Genomic DNA, 17,502 nt, shown 5'->3' with positions numbered 1-17,502 from the left:
GTCATGAAAAAAACAATTGGTTTAGTTTCAACTTTGATGTTATCGGTGGTGATGTTTACAGGTTGCCAAAATATGAGTGCTTCTGATCAACGAATTGGTGCAGCGGCTTTAGGTGGTGCTGTAGGCGGTGGTGTAGGTAACCATGTCGGTGGTGGTATTGGTGCGGGTGTGGGTGCAGCAGCAGGTGCGGGAGTTGGTTCAAACACACAAGGTGGTAGCCGTAATACTACGACAAGCAGCGCAATTGGTGCAGGTATCGGTTCCGTTGTCGGTAAGGCGCTTTTAGGTGGTGATTCTGGGGCTGCGATCGGTGGTGCGATTGGTGGTGGTGCTGGTGCAGCAATCCAAGAGAAGAAATAATCTTTTCACTTTATAAAATACCCCATTCATAATGTGGGTATTTTATTATGAGCTGGCTCTAGGTTTTTTACGGCGGATATATAGTATTTTTTCAACCTCAGCAATCCGAGTTCCAGACTCATCCACAATATTCAAGGTATAAGTGCGAAATACAGGTTCATGATTCTCTGCGAGTTGCTTAATTTCATTAATCTCAGCAGCACTCAGTTGAATATCTGCATAGACTGTATTTCGGCCTGGAGAAAGGAAGTTAATCGAGGCACTCTTGTCCCAGACAATATATTTATGACCCAAATGATGCATTAAAATCAGCATATAAAAGGGATCAACCATGGAGTAAAGGCTTCCTCCAAAATGAGTTCCAACAATATTACGATTCTTTCTTGTGAGTGGCATTTGGACGCGAATGTGGTAATGATCCAAATCAATTGTTTCAATCGAAATACCTGCTCCACGATAGGGCGAGTAGTGATTGAGGATAAATTTTGAAACAATCGGAATGGTTCGAATTTTTCTGAAAAAGTCTTTCATGGTCAATTTTTTTTCTTGCAACTCTATTCATACTCCATAAGTATCACTTTTATTGCACCGCTGGCAATGGTTGTTTCATGAACAGCCGATAGAAAACAAAATGGGAAAAAATTATGCAAGCACTAGTCAAAACAGTCACAACGTCAGATCAGCAAACACTGTGTGTGAAAACATGGGGAGATGAGAAAAAAACGCCTTTAGTTTTAGTGCATGGCTATCCAGATAATCAGGAAGTTTGGGAACCAATCATTGAAAAATTAGTCAATGATTATTACGTGGTGACTTATGACGTGCGTGGTGCAGGCTTATCTTCAATTCCTAAGCGTATTAAAGACTATCGTTTGCCACGCTTATCTTTAGACTTACAGGAAGTGGTTGATCAAGTGCTTCCGAATCGTAATTTCCATATGGCAGCCCATGATTGGGGTTCTTTGCAGTCATGGGAATCTGCAACTGAGCCTAAGTTAAAAGGTCGTCTATTGTCTTATACAACGATTTCAGGACCGTGCTTAGATCATGCATCATTGTATTTGCGTGAGAAATTTAAATCAGCTCCAAGCAATGTGCTGAAAATGCTGACCAAATCATGGTATATCGGTGCTTTCCATTTACCTTTGGTTGCTCCAACTGTATGGACATTTTTTAGTCCAGAAAAATGGGGCAAGATTTTAAGTGGTTTAGAGAAGAAACAAAACTTACCTTTAAATGCAAATATTGTTGCCGATGGTAAATATGGAATTAACTTATATCGAGCGAACTTTATTCCATCGCTGACTCAACCACGTCAACGTTATGCGCAGTGTCCGGTTCAGGCGATTGTATTACGTCGTGATGCCTTTGTAAGCCCAGAATACATCACTGAATCAATGCCAAAATGGGTTGAAAAATTTGAATATGTTGAGCTAGATGCAAATCACTGGGCAGTACTCAGTCAGCCTGAAAAAATTGCCGATTATATTCGCCAATTTATCGTGAAAAATGCATAAATAAAAATCAACTGACAGCAATCGCAGAATTTAAACTCTGTTAGAATGACGCCCTCGTTTCATTTAGTTCAAAGTTATGTTCGCGATTATTGCAGCGGTTGCTGTCATGTTCGGCCTTTCATTGGGGCGAGTTCCAGTTGTTTTTGCACTTGTAATTGGAGCTTTAACGGGAGGTTTGTTAGCAGGCCTAGGGGTACAAGGTACGTTAGACGCATTTAATAATGGTCTGGGCGGCGGTGCGCAAATTGCACTTGCTTATGGCGTGCTTGGTGCTTTTGCTTTGGCACTTGCTCGTTCTGGTTTACCTGATTTACTTGCTTATAAATTAGTTAAAAGTCTTAAAAATGATGCAGATATTCGTGCTCAGAAGAAGGTGAAATTTCTCATTTTTCTTACAGTTGGCGCGGCTGCGGTGGCATCGCAAAATGTCATTCCAGTACACATTGCATTTATTCCAGTTTTGATTCCACCGTTATTGATTGTTTTCAACCATCTACGTTTAGACCGTAGAGCGATTGCGTGTGTGCTAACTTTTGGCTTAGTTGCAACGTATATGTTCTTGCCTATGGGATTTGGTGCGATCTTCTTAAATGATATTTTAGCGCACAATATTAACCATTTTGGTCAAAGCTACGGTTTCCATATCAGCAACGATCAAATTCCTCGAGCAATGTTGATTCCTGTCTCTGGAATGTTCTTGGGGATGTTAACAGCGGTTTTTATTAGTTATCGTAAGCCGCGAGATTACCAAGACAAAGCATTGCATAACGTTGCTCGTAGCATCGTGGGTGAAATGACACAAGAACAACAAGCACCACAGATTGCAAAGTTCACGTTATTCATGGCTGCATTTGCGATTCTCGCTACGATTGTTGTACAGCTTTATTCAGATTCAATGATTGTCGCGGGCTTAGTTGGTGTAGCGATCTTGAGTTGTGCTGGAATCTTTAAATGGAAAGAAGCTGATGATGTGATCGTGACAGGTATGCGCATGATGGCACTGGTTGGTTTTACTATGATTGCTGCCCAAGGTTTTGCCACAGTTATTGAAGCAACCAATCAGGTTCCTGAGCTTGTGAAAGCTACAGCTGGCTGGATTGGGGATAGTAAAGCCTTAGCTGCTTTTGTCATGCTTTTGGTCGGTCTGTTGATCACACTCGGTATTGGCTCTTCATTTTCTACTGTACCGATCTTAGCCATCATGTATGTGCCATTATGTTTGCAGTTTGGTTTTAGTCCAATGGCAACGATTGCAATCATCGGAACTGCTGCTGCATTGGGTGATGCAGGCTCTCCAGCTTCAGATTCAACTCTTGGGCCAACATCGGGTTTGAATATGGATGGTCAGCATGATCATATGAGGGATAGCGTTGTACCTACCTTTTTGCATTTCAACATACCCCTGATCATTTTTGGTTGGATTGCTGCAATGGTTTTATAAAAAATTAAAACTGTATTTAGGCTCTATTTATAGGGCCTTTTTTATTGATTGAGAAATACATCACAGAAAAATATTTTTTAATAATCTGTATATCAAAATAAAAATATAGGTTGTGACATTTTTTGTCTGTTTATTGGGTTATTTGTATAATGCTGTCATTTTATTATTTTAAGATTAAATTATATTTTTAAGTAATTTTAAAATGTATTATTTAAAATAACTTTACTATTTTAGTTGGATATTTAAAGTATACAAAAAAGCTAGGTTTTATAGTAATTTAACTTTACTTAACTTGTCGGAATTATTAATTATTACATAATTTTACAAATATAAATTTATATTATTCAATATTTTATAAAAATAAATAAAATGGTCGGAATTTATGTGTATTGCATAATGTAAAAATACATGTCTATTATTATGCACAAGATCAATAATTTGTTAATGAGGTTGTTTAAATGTTAAAGAAAGCGCTCGTTATTGCTTTGCTGGGATTATCTTCAACTGCTTTTGCAGGTGGTTTTCAAGTTAAGGTCGGTGCAAGTTTAATTGATCCAACAGCGGATACTACACTTGCTCCTGGTGCAACTGTGAAAGGGGATCACGAGTTTGCATTTACGCCATCTGTTGAATATTTCTTCGGAGATACTCCTTTTTCTGCTGAGCTATTATTAGCTAATCCAATCAACCATGATGTACTTTTAAATGGTGATAAAGTTGCTAGTGTTCGTCAGTTACCACCAACAATTACAGCAAAATATAACTTCAAAAACTCAACTCGTTTTACACCTTATATTGGTGTAGGTGGTACGGCTTTTATTGCATGGCATGAGAAAGGCGTAGCCGATGATGTGAAAAATACCTACGGTTTTGCTGGTCAGCTTGGTTTCAACTTCCAGCCAGCAGATGCGAAAAATTGGGGCGTATATATGGATGTTCGTTATGCGGATATCAGTCCTGAAGTGAAGCTTGTAGATGGGACTAAATTTGATTTAGATCTTAATCCAGTCGTTTACACACTAGGTTATAGCTACAAATTCTAAGCTCAACCCAACCTTAAAAAAACCTCACGAAACGTGAGGTTTTTTCAATTTAAATATAAAAAGAAACAAGGAATCGTCATTGCGTTTTGTATGCTGAAAAGAATGAAAAGTCATTCAGGGAAAAGTGATGCTACAAAAAGTCATTTATTCAGCCACACTCTTGGTTTCTAGTTTATTGATGTCAAATACGCATGCTGCCAGCTTTTCGTGTAAGGCTGCAAAATTAAAAGCCGAACAGAAAATCTGCTATACGCTCGTTTTAAATGATGCAGATGTTCGACTTGCGACGACCTATCAGATTGTTTTACATGCTTTACCAATGGGCGGACGTGATGCAGAAAAAGATCAGCAATTTAAATGGTTAAAGCAAAGAAATGCTTGTGGTTCGAATACTCAATGTATTCAAAGAGCTTATCAACAGCGTCAGCAACAATTAGATCAGTTGTTACAGGAACGCGTACTAAGTCATGGTCCTTTTTGATTGATTCGATTGTTAAATGTTAAAAAATAAGCAAACAAGGATTGAAAAATCGTAGAGATACACCATTCATAAATCATTCTAATTTGATAAGTCTCAAAATAAGGAGTGATTTATGAGTGAACAAGCATCACAAAATTATAGTTTCCAAGCTGAAGTTGCTCAGTTATTGCATTTAGTGACGCATTCTCTCTATTCAAACCCTGAAATTTTCTTACGTGAATTAATCTCAAATGCCTCTGATGCATGTGACAAATTACGTTTTGAAGGAATTAATCATCCTGAATATTATGAAAATGATCCTGATTTACATGTACGGGTAACGCTAGATAAAGACAATAAAACACTGACCATTTCAGATAATGGGATTGGTTTAAGCCAGCAAGAAGCGATTGATAACCTTGGGACAATTGCGAAATCAGGCACCAAAGACTTTATGTCGAAATTAACAGGTGATCAAAAAGCAGATGCGCAATTGATTGGTCAGTTTGGTGTAGGTTTTTATTCTGGTTTTATTGTTGCTGACAAAATCACTGTTGAATCTCGTCGTGCGGGTGCAGATGCGGCTGAAGGTGTACGTTGGATTAGCGGTGGGACAGGTGAGTTTGAAGTCCAAACGATTGATAAAACCACACGTGGAACAGATATCATCCTCCATTTACGCGATGATGCGCTTGAGTATCTAGAATCGTGGAAAGTGAAGCAGATCATTAATAAATATTCTGACCATATTAGCTTGCCAATTGAAATGCAAAAAGAAGTTTGGCAAGAGGAAGAGGTTGCTGAGGGTGAAGAACCTAAAGGCGGTCAAATGGTCAAGACTGACGAATGGGAAGCGATTAACTCTGCGAGTGCGTTGTGGACACGCAGTAAAAATGAAATCACTGATGAGCAATATATCGAGTTCTACAAGAATTTAAGCCATGATTTTGCTGAGCCTTTGGCGTGGGCGCATAATCGTGTTGAAGGTAGTACTGAATATACTCAATTGCTTTATATTCCAAGCCAAGCGAAACAAGATTTGTTTACTCGTGAGGCGAAAGCAGGCATTAAGCTCTATGTGAAGCGTGTCTTCATCATGGACGAAGCAGATAACCTCATTCCAAACTATTTACGCTTTGTACAGGGTGTCGTGGATAGCGCTGACTTACCGCTGAACGTGAGCCGTGAATTGCTCCAAGAGAGCCGTGATGTTAAAACGATTCGTGAAGGAAATGCACGCCGTGTTTTGACCTTGATTGATGGTTTAGCTAAATCGGAAGATGAAAAAGACCAAGAGAAATTCAAAACGTTCTATAGTGAATTTGGCTCAGTCTTAAAAGAAGGCCTAGGTGAAGACTTTGGTAATCGTGAACGTATTTTAAAATTATTACGTTATGCAACATCTACCAATGATGAGATCAGCACATCTTTTGCTGAATATAAAGCGCGCATGAAAGAAGGGCAAAAAGCAATCTATTATGTGACTGCTGATAGTCTAACTGCTGCGAAGAACTCACCACAACTTGAACTATTCAAGAAAAAAGGTATTGAAGTGCTTTTAATGGCAGACCGAGTTGATGAATGGGCAATGAATTTTGTCAATGAATTTGACGGTACGCCATTACAAAACGTGTCAAAAGGTGCGGTTGATTTGGGAGACTTACAAGATGCTGATGAGAAAAAAGCACTTGAAGAAGCTGCTGAGCAATTCAAACCTGTTGTTGATCGTTTAACGACTTCATTGAAAGATAAAACCAAAGAAGTACGTGTAACCACGCGATTAGTTGATTCACCAGCGTGTTTGGTTACGAGTGAAGGTGAGTTATCGCCACAACTAATCCGTATGCTTAAGCAAGCTGGTCAGGCTGTACCAGAAATTAAACCGACTTTGGAAATCAACCCAGAGCATCCACTGGTGAAAAAATTGGAAAGCTCTACACAGTTTGATGATCTTGCAAATGTGATTTTTGATCAAGCTGTAATTGCAGAAGGTGGTTTGCCTGAAGATCCTGCAGCTTATGTGAAGCGCATTAATAGTTTATTGATGAAATAAATGATTAAAAAAACCTCTGATCCGTCAGAGGTTTTTCTTATGGATAAATTTAAAGTTATCCACAGTTTTGTTGCTTATTTCATCAGAACAATGTTTCCAAGCGGACAAATGTACTCACATAATGATTCCGATCTTCTCGGTGATCATTGAAATAATTTAAATCGCCTTGAACAAAAAACCATTCACGCCAAAGCGGTTGTCTCCAAGAAACAAAAGGCCCCCAACTGTTTAAGCGCAGGTCATTATTGTTGTAATAACCACCTGTATAGATACCATAGTTAAATTTGTTGTTGGCAAAGAATTGGTGCTGACGAAATATTCGGTTATCCCATCGTAAGTCATCATCTTGATCATCTGCATAGGTGAGGCTGAGTTGATCTGATAAAAAGGGTTCATTCGGACGAGCATGGATGAGTTCTAAATTGGTTCTAAGATAGTTTTCGCTTTGGCTGCCATAGCGATAGATTTGCTCAGCATTAAAACGGAAATCATTTTCTAAATCCCAATTTTTTTTCGCGCGTAAGCGTAAGTAAATGTCATCCCCTGAACGTATACCGATATCTGCATCTGTTTCAAACGGAAGTTTTTTCGAAAAGTTCGACCAACGTAAGGCAATTGATCCATTGTTATCACGTGTTTGTTTTGAATCAAATTTTTTGTCTGGGTCCTGATTTGGTTGGTTGTTGGTATTGGCAATATTATTATCAAATTCATCATCTAGTGAATCATCACCGAAGACCAAGCTAAATCTTTTCTCTAATGTGGGAAGCTTAATTTTTCCTCGAATACGAGGTTTGACTTCATAGCCATCATATTCGTTCCAATAGTTATCCAACATAAAACGAATCGTTGCAGAAGCAGGTTTATCAGGATCAACATCGCCAAACCAATCATCAATTTTCACAGAAGTGCGATCTGCCCAATTGCGAATATCTCGCTGTTTTCGATCTACCCAAGTTTTCTCCTCAGTCTCAGACATTGGTGGGACATTAGGTTGATTAGATTGTTCAGGGAGTATCGTTGGGGTTGCATCAACCCATTTGGGAATATAGTTCAGAACGCTTTCAGAGCTTTTATTCTGCGTCTCTTGAGTATCATTTTGCGAATCAGGAGTGGTTTCATCAGCAGCGTAAGTCACATTAATTGACCCAAGCGAAAGTGCCAAAATGCTGTAAAAAAGATGAGCAGATACCGTTTTTTGGAAAATATTCATAATGAAAACTTTTATATTGTTCTTAGTATCAATTTTGATTATTTCATCAATAAAATCAATACCAAGACACAAAAAGCAGCAATTCATTCATTTGGGTTTACAAGAAAAATGTATTCGCCAAAAAAGAAAAGTCATCAGCAAAATTTTGATGATGACTTAGGTATTATATTAAGTAGATCATGATAGATCTGAATTTTCTAAAGCTTGATATAAATCATTGACGGAAATAGGTTGAGCAAGGCGGCTAATGACTTGACGAATTAATTGCCATGTATAGCCATCAGTACGATCAAGCAATAGGTAAGGATAAGCTTGATCTTCGGCAGATAACTTAATCCGTTCTGCACCATGGATGACACGAATCTTTTGATGCTCTTTGAGTAAAATAATAGGAGTTAAAAAGTTCGCTGCTGTTTCCTCAAAAGGAATAAACTTTTTCGTGTTAATAAATGATGCTGGAATATATGGGTATGCTTCTTCATTACGTTGCCAAACTTGTGCTCCGTTCATAATGCATTCATTAAAAAGTGTTTCATGCTGATGATAAAATTTTTTAAATGTCGTCCAAGTGGTTTGATGAATTGAGCTTGTTCTAGTATGACGTTGATCTGTATATGCTTGTAGCACTGTAATCGCATAGTCGATACTATGCGTACCAATTAGAACCACATAATGTGAAAACTGACCTTGCTCGTAAAGTTGTTCCGCAATGAAAATTTGAGCGGTTCCCCAGTGTGGTTGCTCATCATTTTCTGCTTTTAAATAGAGCCAATCAATTTTGATATTTTGATTAATTTCATCATGTAGTTCTACACGATACAAGGACGGATATAATTTAGGATCTACGCGCTCTAGGCGGCATAATAGACCATCTAAATTAAAATCTTTGAGTGCAACAGGCTTCGCTTTATTAATATTTGCAACAGAAGGTGAGTTTTGTCTAAAGCTTGGTCTAGGACGTGTTGCCGTGACTGTGCCTGAATCACTTGAAGGCGTTACAGGTTGAATTTTTTCTTGAATAATCGCTTCGAGTTGTGACTCAAAGTTTGCAGTTTCTTTACGTAATAATGAGAGTTGTTCTTGAGCAGAAAGTGTTGTCGGTATTTCGTTATGAGCTTCTAAAACAGGGATGATGGTTTTTAATTCCTCATCAGTTCGAATAAATTCGCGACTATGCTTTTTTAACCATTCAAGTGCTTCTTGAGTTGAGGTCATCCATGGACTTTTTAAGAATGATAATGACGGACGAATGACCCATATTTGCCAATGCTGTGATTGACGTAGAGCAGCCCAACCCATATCTGCCGAAGCAAATAAGGCACTTTCAACTCTTCCCATAAAATTATAGGTTCCACGATAAGTCATTGAGAAACCATAATCTTCTAAATCTTGTTTTGAAAATTCTTCTTGTTGCATAAATTCTTTAAAAGCCGTTAGTTCATCCTGAAACAGTGGATCATTGCATGACGCACAGATATCTTTGATTCGTTGTTTCGATTTTGCAATTTCAAAAAGTGAAGCTTTATTATCATTGAGGCCAACGATCAAATGTTTGAGCTCGTCAACCAATAGTGCTTTCTCTAATACGTCCATTGCCTGTTTCCTTAGAGATAGGCTTGAGCCTGTTTTAAATAATGAATCAGTACTACATTTACAGCATTTTCGAGCAATTTATATTCAGTTGTAGTCGTCAGAGTATGCTGATGCGCCAATGCTACAAGCTGTTTTATACAAATATGTTCAGGCTGAACTTGACCACTCAATAAGGCTTGTAACTCTTGCATTTCCATAACAAAAGATTGTCACTTTATGACGATTATAGAAGAAATATAGGCAAAATCTAGAGAACGTCAATTGCTAGAGAATCTCATTTGAGGATTCTAAATCGAGATGTTGATCATGTTTTATTGGTAAAATAAAAACACTTTAAAACAATGAATCGGATAATTAGATGGTACTGCAAAAATACATCTATAAATTTATAAGCAGCTTGTGATTTCGTTCACAAATCAACTAGCTAAAAGTTGAGCAATAAGCTCATGAACTTTGTTACAGGATTTTTTGGCTGAGATAGGCGGTATTTTTTTAAAGATAATTGGTTTAAATCAACAGATTAAGTTCTATAAAGAATGAGTTCTATCTAACGATAAAACTCATCTGTAGGTTTAATTATTTAAGGTTTGATTTCGCAAGAGTCATCATTACATTGTGCAGCATCGGTCTGTTCAATATTTTGATCATCTGAATCTGCTTGCTGCAAAGCTTGTAAGAAAACTTCACGAGGTTGCGCCCCCGAAAGTGCGAGCTTTTGATCAAACACAAAAAATGGCACGCCAGTAACTTTAAGTTGCTCATGTGCAATTTTTTCATCATGACGAACAAAATCAGCGAGTTCATCTGAATCTAATACATATTCAACTTCAGCATTGTCTAAACCGATACGTGAAGCAATTTCCTCAACAACTTCACGCTCTCCAATCGCAAGACCTTCGGTCATATACGCGTGGAAGAACGCTTCTTTTGCTTCGTTTCCTAGTCCCTTACTTTGTGCAAGATGAATAATACGATGTGCATTAAAGCTATTACCTGAATTGGCTTTCTGCCATTGGAAGTCGATGCCTTCTGATGCTGCCATTGCTGCAACATTACGCTCCATCTCTTCCATTTCAGCGTAGCTTCGACCGTACTTTTTAGCTAAACGCTCTGTATTTGATGTGTCATGTTTTGCGGGTGCATTTGGATCAAGTTCAAAACTATGCCAATGGATTTCCAGCTCAATACCTGCTTCCTCAGCAACATGTTCTAAGCGTTTTTTACCGATATAACAAAAAGGGCAGACCACATCTGACCAAATATCTACACGCATGATTGATCTCTTTAATTAACATTAAACAGATAATAGGGACTGTGTACACGAATTTAAAGCGGTGTGAATGTAATGCAGCGTTACGTACACTGCAATAAAAACGATATACTATCTAAGTATTGTCTTGATTAAACTTAGATAAAACATAAAAAATATAATGAAATGAGGAGGCTTTATGCGCCGTGTATTAGTTTTGATCGGTGTGGTCGTGCTGTGTATCAGTTCATTTTTTTTCTACCAACATTACCAACAGCAGCGTGTTTTAAATAATCAAAAAATGTTCGATGTGGTTATGTCTGAAAAAATGCGTGCTCTTTATATGCAAGCACAGGATTGGTCTACCCCCGTACAGCTGGATATTCATGATGATCGTCTGTCAGGTGATTACAAAAAAATGTCAGAGTTTTTGCTGACTTATTGGATGCAAAATATTGAAGCGCGAAATCAATATTTACGTGAGTTAAAAGCTGCTAATTGGGATACATTTTTGGATGTTGAGCGTTTGGATCGTGATCGTAAGCAGGACTATGCAGAAACTGAAAAAATGCTTGCTGATGTAAGAAATATTTCCAATGAATATGGAAAACAACGTCTACAACTTCAATTGAGTTCATTGCAACAGGCAAAACAGTTGTCAATTGACGATGAAATGAAAACGTCATTATTGGCAAAAATTGAAAGCAATATCAATGCAGAAAATGCTGATGATATATTCGTTATAGAACAACAAATTATTGAAAAAGCACAGGCGATGTTTGATTTATTGAAAAAGGATCAGTGGCAGAAAAAAGGTAAGATGATTCTTTTCCCAGAAACAGCGCAAGTGAAAAAGTTTAATGCTTTATATCAAGATGTTTTAAAGCTAAATGCCAAAATGAATAACATCAAGAAAAACAATACTGAAGTTTTGGACGAGGAACTTTAAGTTTTAAAAAGACAATGATTTGATATTTAAGTCATTGTCTTTTTTAATGATCATCAATCGAAAATTTTCTCTGCCGCTTGGAAAGGTAGGCTAACGACATCAATTGCAACTGCAAAAGGTAGCAGCACCAGCTTCTCAAAAGGATTTAAGCTAGATTTTGATTGGTAACTTTCTTGCTTATTTGTGTAGATTGTAACTTGATAGGCCTTGCTGAGTGCTTTGAGTGAAGTGAGGTTGTTAGCAACAGGATACACCACACCAGCCAATTTAAGATCAAAACAGAATCGCTGTGCTTGCATACGTTCATCACTAGAACTTGAGCATTCTCTCGCACCATTTTCAATGAAAAACGCTAAGTCTTTTTTGCTTAAATCTTCTTTGAGCTTTACATAAGAAAGCGGCAGTGTGCCTGAGAAATGCCCGTCATTTTTTTCAGAATAAAAACTGAGGTCTCGCGTGATTTGGATATTTTTAGGATCAAGCTTGCTGATAAGAGTGAAGAACTGTGCACCTCCCTGAGTGAGGACATAGCTATTCTTTTGACCCGCAATCACAATGCTATCTTTAGGTAAATTTGCAGATAGTTGGGCAGGGCGACCAAAGGCAACAACATTATCTTCAACTAAAGTAACTTTGGTGGTTCGATTATAAGTTTTATGATCTTTTGTGATGAGCGTTTTGGTTGCACAGCCTGATAATAGTATCCCTGTCAGTGCGATCACACTTGTTATTTTCATTGAAGTGAACAACATCTAAGACTCCTAATGATTTGAATTTTAAAATCAAAAAAATGAATATTTATAAAACAATCAAAAGACCATAATAAAAAAAATGAGTTGAAGCTAGACGTTTTATGACTAATATGCTGATTTTTACAAAGATTACACATATTTTATAAGGGCGAATAATTTGCTATTTAGTACAAAATTTTAATGATATTTACCGTTTATCAGACCCATACTGAATCTATAACGACTTTGTTGTAACCTAATTTTATAGATTTTATTTATTCATCTTGAGCTGGTTGAAGTTTGCATATGGTGAATGATTTTTGGAGTAAGCGATGAACGTTTTAAAACGATCAGCCCTCATTTTTATTTTTTCTTCTATGATGGGCGTACCTGCTGTTTATGCTGAGGATGAAGTGGCTTCACTGCCTACGATCCGTCTCATGGCTGAATCTGAGTTACGTGAAGAAGTTGGGATTGTTCCATATCAAGAAGATAAAAATGTACGACAAGCCCTTCAACATTATCTCTATAAAGTCAATTTAGATATGCAAAATCAAGAAGTGAGTGAAAGTGTTGGAGGTCTTAATTACCAGCCTCAAGCTGCTCAACCTGATTTGTCATACGTTCCAGCGATATTACAACAATATATTTTGGCGGTGGCAAACGGTTTTCAGTCATCAGATCCAACGAATGGTGTTTTTAAAATGCTAGAACCATTGAATATCAATCGGGATAATGCAATTGATTTTCAGAATGGAACAATGAAAGTTGATCTTAGCGATCTTTTGAAATTACAACAGCAAATCCGAGATGGATTAAATCCTCCACCGAGTCCATTGTTTCCGCGTTAAAAATTTTATCCTAGCTATAAAAAATCCCCGCATATAGCGGGGATTTTTTATCTCAGTGTTGATTAAACACGTTCGATAATGGTCGCGATACCTTGACCAAGACCGATACACATGGTCGCAAGACCAATTTGCGTATCTTGTTGTTCCATCACGTTCAACAATGTTGTTGTGATACGTGCACCTGAACAACCCAATGGGTGACCCAATGCAATCGCACCACCATTCAGATTGATGATGTCTTGTTTGTCATAAACGCCTAAGCCTTTCATTACAGATAAGCCTTGAGCAGCAAATGCTTCGTTTAACTCAATCGTTTGGATATCAGCCATCGTCAAACCAGCACGTTTAAGTGCTTTTTGAGTTGCTGGAACTGGACCATAACCCATGATTGCAGCATCACAACCTGCAATTGCCATTGAACGAATTACAGCACGTGGTTTTAAACCCAATGCTTGAGCACGTTCAGCAGACATCAACAACATTGCAGATGCACCGTCAGAAAGAGCAGATGAAGTTGCAGCTGTTACTGAACCACCTTTAGGATCAAACACTGGTTTCAATGCTTGGAACGCTTCAAGGTTTGCATCTGGGCGAATTACTTCGTCGATGTCGCAAAGGATTTTGAAGCCATTGGCATCATGACCTTCTACACCAACGATTTCGTTTTTGAAACGACCTTCTTGAGTTGCAGCCCACGCACGACGGTGAGATTCAACACCAAATGCATCTTGCTCTTCACGAGAGATACCGTTCATGCGACCTAACATTTCAGCCGTTAAGCCCATCATGTTAGATGCTTTTGCATAGTGTTTAGATGCTTCAGGGTTCAGGTCGATACCATGCATCATACCGACGTGACCCATATGCTCAACACCACCAATGATGAATACATCACCTTGATTCGTCGCGATTTGAGCAGCAGCCGTATGGATTGCTTGCATAGAAGAACCACAAAGACGGTTTACTGTTTGACCACCAGCAGTTTTTGGAATATCAGCCAATAAACCAATGTTACGAGCAATGTTCATACCTTGCTCTAAAGTTTGGTTTACACAGCCCCAAATTACGTCTTCAACTTCATTGGTATCAAACTGGTTACGAGCAACAAGTGCACGTACTAATTCAGCAGATAAACTGTCGGCACGTACATTGCGGAACATACCGTTACGTGATTTGCCCATGGCAGAACGAACGCCATCAACAATCACAACGTCACGTGGATTTAAAGTAGCCATTCACGTCGCTCCTTAACCGTAGAATTTTGTGTTGTTAGCAGCCATGTCACGCAACATTTGTGGCGCTTCATAAGCCTTACCTAAGTGTGCATATTTGTCGCAAAGCGCAACGTATTCAGCAACACCAGTTTGGTCGATGTAACGGCATGGACCACCACGGAATGGAGGGAAACCTACACCCATGATCATCGCCATATCTGCTTCAGAAGCAGTTGCAACAATGTTGTCTTCTAAGCAACGAACGGTTTCGTTACAGAAAGCAAGCATCATACGATCAATGATTTCTTGGTTATCAAACTCGCGTTTTTCACCAGTAACGTAAGGAGCGATGATTTCGTATGCTGTTGGATCAACAGTTTTCGCTTTCTTACCTTTCTTATCTAACACGTATTTGTAGAAACCAACGTCATTCTTTTGACCAAGACGTTTTGCTTCATACATTGCTTCGATAGAACCTTTGTAGTCAGGCTTCATACGGTCAGGGAAACCTTCTGCCATCACTTCTGCACCATGAACACCCGTGTCGATACCAACAACGTCGATCAGGTATGCAGGACCCATCGGCCAGCCAAATTTCGCCATTACATTATCAACTTGCTGGAAGTCAGCACCGTCTTTAACAAGTAGGTCGAATGCACCGAAGTAAGGGAACAATACACGGTTTACTAAGAAGCCTGGGCAGTCGTTTACAACGATTGGTGTTTTACCCATTTTCTGAGCAAGAACAACAGTTGTTGCGATTGCTTCTTCAGAAGTTTTCTCACCACGAATGACTTCAACCAATGGCATCATGTGTACTGGGTTGAAGAAGTGCATACCAACGAAGTTTTCAGGACGTTGTAATGCTTTCGCCAAACGAGTAATCGAGATTGTAGATGTGTTAGAGGCAATGATCGTGTTTTCACGAACATGTTTTTCAGTATCAGCAAGTACGATTTCTTTAACTTTTGGATTTTCAGTTACCGCTTCGATCACGATATCCACTTCTTTAAACTCATCGTAGCTCAAAGTAGGACGGATGCGAGCAAGTGTTTCACCCATTTGCGCTGGTTTCATTTTCTTGCGTTCAACTTGCTTAGTGAGCAAGCCATTCGCTTCTTTCATACCGAGTGCAAGTTGTGGGTTACCAATGTCTTTCATGATGATTGGAGTGCCTTTGCTTGCCGCTTGGTAAGCAATACCACCACCCATGATACCCGCACCTAAAACAGCTGCTTGGTTTACAGGATGAGCACCTTTCTCATATTTTTTCGCAGTTTTCTTCACAACTTGATCGTTGATGAATAAACCGATTAATGCACCAGCTTGTGGTGTGATTGCTGCTTTAGCAAAACCTTGAGCTTCTGCTTTTAATGCATCATCACGTGTTGAGCTTGCGCCTGCTTGTAAAGAATCAAGTAATAATTTTGGAGCAGGGTACTGCGCAGGATTTGCTTTAGCAAGAACCGCACCTTTCGCTGTATTGAACGCCATCATTTGTTCAAGTGGGTTCAATTTAATTGCGTCTAATTTTTCTTGACGCTTTGCTTTCCAGTTCAAACGACCAGCAAGTGCTTGTTTAACTAAGTCAACAGCAGCTTCTTGGAGTTTGTCAGCAGCAACAACTGCATCTACAGCACCATCTTTAAGCGCAGCAGCTGGTTTCTTCGGATTCGCCATTGCCATCCATTCAACGGCATTGTCGATACCGATGACACGGCTTAAACGTACGCTACCACCAAAACCAGGATAGATACCCAATTTGATTTCTGGTAAGCCAACTTGAGCTTGCTCAGACATGACACGGTAGTCACACACTAAGCACATTTCAAAGCCACCGCCAAGTGCCATGCCATTGATCGCAGCTACTTTAGGGATATCTAAATCTTCAAAACTGTTGAAGATTTCGTGTACAGGCATAAGCCAATCAATGATTGCTTGTTCACCAGCAGCGAAATTGTCGCCAAATTCAGTAATGTCAGCACCAACGATAAATGTTGATTTGCCAGAAGTAACAACTAAGCCTTTAATATCGTTATTGGCTTTAACTGCAGCAATCGCTGCTTGGAAGTCTTCAATGGTCGCACGGTTAAATTTATTAACCGACTCACCTTGTAAGTCAAAGCGGAATTCTGCAATTCCGTCCGCAAGCATTTGGACGGTAATGGCATTGCCAGCGTGGATCATGCCTGATCTCCCTTGTTGTGGAGGATTCTGAGTTGATGTCATAAAGCCTGAGTGCAATTAAGTGCACAAAATGCTTCGCTAATCTTACGATAACTATATCCAAAAAGGACATAACAAGTTGTATCAAGCCGTGACGCTAGGGTCATCTATTCTTTTTAGGCTAAGATTTATCAGAATTACTTCATTATTATTTTTTAGAATTTTTATAAAAAACAATAATTAATGTTTTATTGTCGGTGGTCATTTATGGTGTGTTGAGGCCTTGTAAATGAAAATATAGCTCAAAACGAGCCTGAGATTGTCTTGTCAGTCATTAAACTTTTAGAAACTCTGTTTATTTCATCACTTTACGATATGTTTTTTGATGTAGTTGGCTTATTTGTTGCTTATTAATGATGTGTAGCGCTCAATTTTTATTTTAAGTTTTTGATTTGTATTTTTAAGTTGTTTTTTGAGTTGGAAAATGGATTTTTAGACTGACAAAAATTGTTAGTTATATCCATTTTTAAAGGGATTGTGAAAATGCTTGTGGCCTTGGTGTGGTAACTACAAATGTTTTGAAGGCTCAATCACTTTTTAATGTCGTCTGACTTGATTTATAGATGAAGTCGAAGACACATTCAATCAGTTTGAGCAAGGGT

16 protein-coding genes are annotated in these 17,502 nt (G+C 38.6%); 8 read left to right on the top strand and 8 right to left on the bottom strand.

Going from position 1 to position 17,502, the window contains the following annotated elements; genetic code table 11:
• The first annotated feature begins 3 nt into the window (after positions 1 to 3).
• Positions 4 to 360, top strand: a complete 357-nt coding sequence (locus ACT4_RS04525) for a hypothetical protein (RefSeq protein WP_007480161.1) — start codon at positions 4 to 6, stop codon at positions 358 to 360.
• 45 nt (positions 361 to 405) lie between these two features.
• On the opposite strand, the gene ACT4_RS04520 is transcribed toward ACT4_RS04525, so the two are convergent.
• Entirely contained in the window at positions 406 to 912 is a 507-nt protein-coding gene (locus ACT4_RS04520) for a DUF4442 domain-containing protein (RefSeq protein WP_007480159.1), read from the bottom strand.
• A gap of 92 nt (positions 913 to 1,004) precedes the next feature.
• On the opposite strand from ACT4_RS04520, the gene ACT4_RS04515 reads away from it, so the two are divergent.
• From ACT4_RS04515 to htpG, 5 genes are all read left to right on the top strand, one after another.
• Entirely contained in the window at positions 1,005 to 1,877 is an 873-nt protein-coding gene (locus ACT4_RS04515; protein ID WP_007480158.1) for an alpha/beta fold hydrolase, read from the top strand.
• Between the two features lie 76 nt (positions 1,878 to 1,953).
• The gene (locus ACT4_RS04510) at positions 1,954 to 3,318 is read left to right on the top strand and encodes a Na+/H+ antiporter family protein (protein ID WP_007480157.1); all 1,365 of its coding nucleotides are present in this window, start codon (positions 1,954 to 1,956) and stop codon (positions 3,316 to 3,318) included.
• 458 nt (positions 3,319 to 3,776) lie between these two features.
• Positions 3,777 to 4,361, top strand: a complete 585-nt coding sequence (locus ACT4_RS04505; protein ID WP_004876427.1) for an OmpW family protein — start codon at positions 3,777 to 3,779, stop codon at positions 4,359 to 4,361.
• 127 nt (positions 4,362 to 4,488) lie between these two features.
• Positions 4,489 to 4,842, top strand: a complete 354-nt coding sequence (locus ACT4_RS04500) for a lysozyme inhibitor LprI family protein (protein WP_007480156.1) — start codon at positions 4,489 to 4,491, stop codon at positions 4,840 to 4,842.
• 112 nt (positions 4,843 to 4,954) lie between these two features.
• Positions 4,955 to 6,874: a molecular chaperone HtpG gene (gene htpG / locus ACT4_RS04495; RefSeq protein ID WP_007480155.1), complete on the top strand. Its 1,920-nt coding sequence runs from the start codon at positions 4,955 to 4,957 to the stop codon at positions 6,872 to 6,874.
• Positions 6,875 to 6,956: 82 nt separating this feature from the next.
• Here htpG and ACT4_RS04490 read toward each other — a convergent pair whose 3' ends face one another.
• The 4 genes from ACT4_RS04490 to ACT4_RS04470 form a co-directional block, all read right to left on the bottom strand.
• On the bottom strand, positions 6,957 to 8,087 hold the full coding sequence (locus ACT4_RS04490; RefSeq protein ID WP_007480154.1) for a hypothetical protein: 1,131 nt from the start codon (positions 8,085 to 8,087) through the stop codon (positions 6,957 to 6,959).
• Positions 8,088 to 8,264: 177 nt separating this feature from the next.
• Positions 8,265 to 9,680 carry a hypothetical protein gene (locus tag ACT4_RS04480; protein WP_007480152.1) on the bottom strand — a complete coding sequence of 472 codons (1,416 nt, stop codon included), beginning with the start codon at positions 9,678 to 9,680 and terminating at the stop codon, positions 8,265 to 8,267.
• Positions 9,681 to 9,691: 11 nt separating this feature from the next.
• Positions 9,692 to 9,877, bottom strand: a complete 186-nt coding sequence (locus tag ACT4_RS04475; RefSeq protein ID WP_004876437.1) for a hypothetical protein — start codon at positions 9,875 to 9,877, stop codon at positions 9,692 to 9,694.
• Positions 9,878 to 10,260: 383 nt separating this feature from the next.
• Positions 10,261 to 10,953: a DsbA family oxidoreductase gene (locus tag ACT4_RS04470; RefSeq protein WP_007480151.1), complete on the bottom strand. Its 693-nt coding sequence runs from the start codon at positions 10,951 to 10,953 to the stop codon at positions 10,261 to 10,263.
• A gap of 175 nt (positions 10,954 to 11,128) precedes the next feature.
• Between ACT4_RS04470 and ACT4_RS04465 the strand changes: the two genes are divergently transcribed.
• Positions 11,129 to 11,878 (top strand): hypothetical protein, encoded by a 750-nt coding sequence (locus tag ACT4_RS04465; RefSeq protein ID WP_007480150.1) that lies wholly within the window; start codon positions 11,129 to 11,131, stop codon positions 11,876 to 11,878.
• Between the two features lie 53 nt (positions 11,879 to 11,931).
• On the opposite strand, the gene ACT4_RS04460 is transcribed toward ACT4_RS04465, so the two are convergent.
• On the bottom strand, positions 11,932 to 12,630 hold the full coding sequence (locus ACT4_RS04460; RefSeq protein WP_007480148.1) for a hypothetical protein: 699 nt from the start codon (positions 12,628 to 12,630) through the stop codon (positions 11,932 to 11,934).
• Between the two features lie 311 nt (positions 12,631 to 12,941).
• Here ACT4_RS04460 and ACT4_RS04455 point away from each other — a divergent pair, with 311 nt between their 5' ends.
• Positions 12,942 to 13,460: a hypothetical protein gene (locus ACT4_RS04455; protein ID WP_007480146.1), complete on the top strand. Its 519-nt coding sequence runs from the start codon at positions 12,942 to 12,944 to the stop codon at positions 13,458 to 13,460.
• 62 nt (positions 13,461 to 13,522) lie between these two features.
• Here ACT4_RS04455 and fadA read toward each other — a convergent pair whose 3' ends face one another.
• Together fadA and fadB are read right to left on the bottom strand one after the other, a co-directional pair.
• The gene (gene fadA / locus ACT4_RS04450; protein WP_004876444.1) at positions 13,523 to 14,695 is read right to left on the bottom strand and encodes an acetyl-CoA C-acyltransferase FadA; all 1,173 of its coding nucleotides are present in this window, start codon (positions 14,693 to 14,695) and stop codon (positions 13,523 to 13,525) included.
• A gap of 12 nt (positions 14,696 to 14,707) precedes the next feature.
• Positions 14,708 to 16,861 carry a fatty acid oxidation complex subunit alpha FadB gene (gene fadB, locus ACT4_RS04445; RefSeq protein WP_004876445.1) on the bottom strand — a complete coding sequence of 718 codons (2,154 nt, stop codon included), beginning with the start codon at positions 16,859 to 16,861 and terminating at the stop codon, positions 14,708 to 14,710.
• Positions 16,862 to 17,502 lie beyond the last annotated feature (641 nt).

The organism is Acinetobacter sp. NBRC 100985 (assembly GCF_000241225.1).
Classification (GTDB): Bacteria; Pseudomonadota; Gammaproteobacteria; order Pseudomonadales; family Moraxellaceae; genus Acinetobacter; species Acinetobacter venetianus.
Note: the sequence above shows the minus strand (reverse complement) of the source record. Positions and strands in the feature narration are given on the sequence as shown.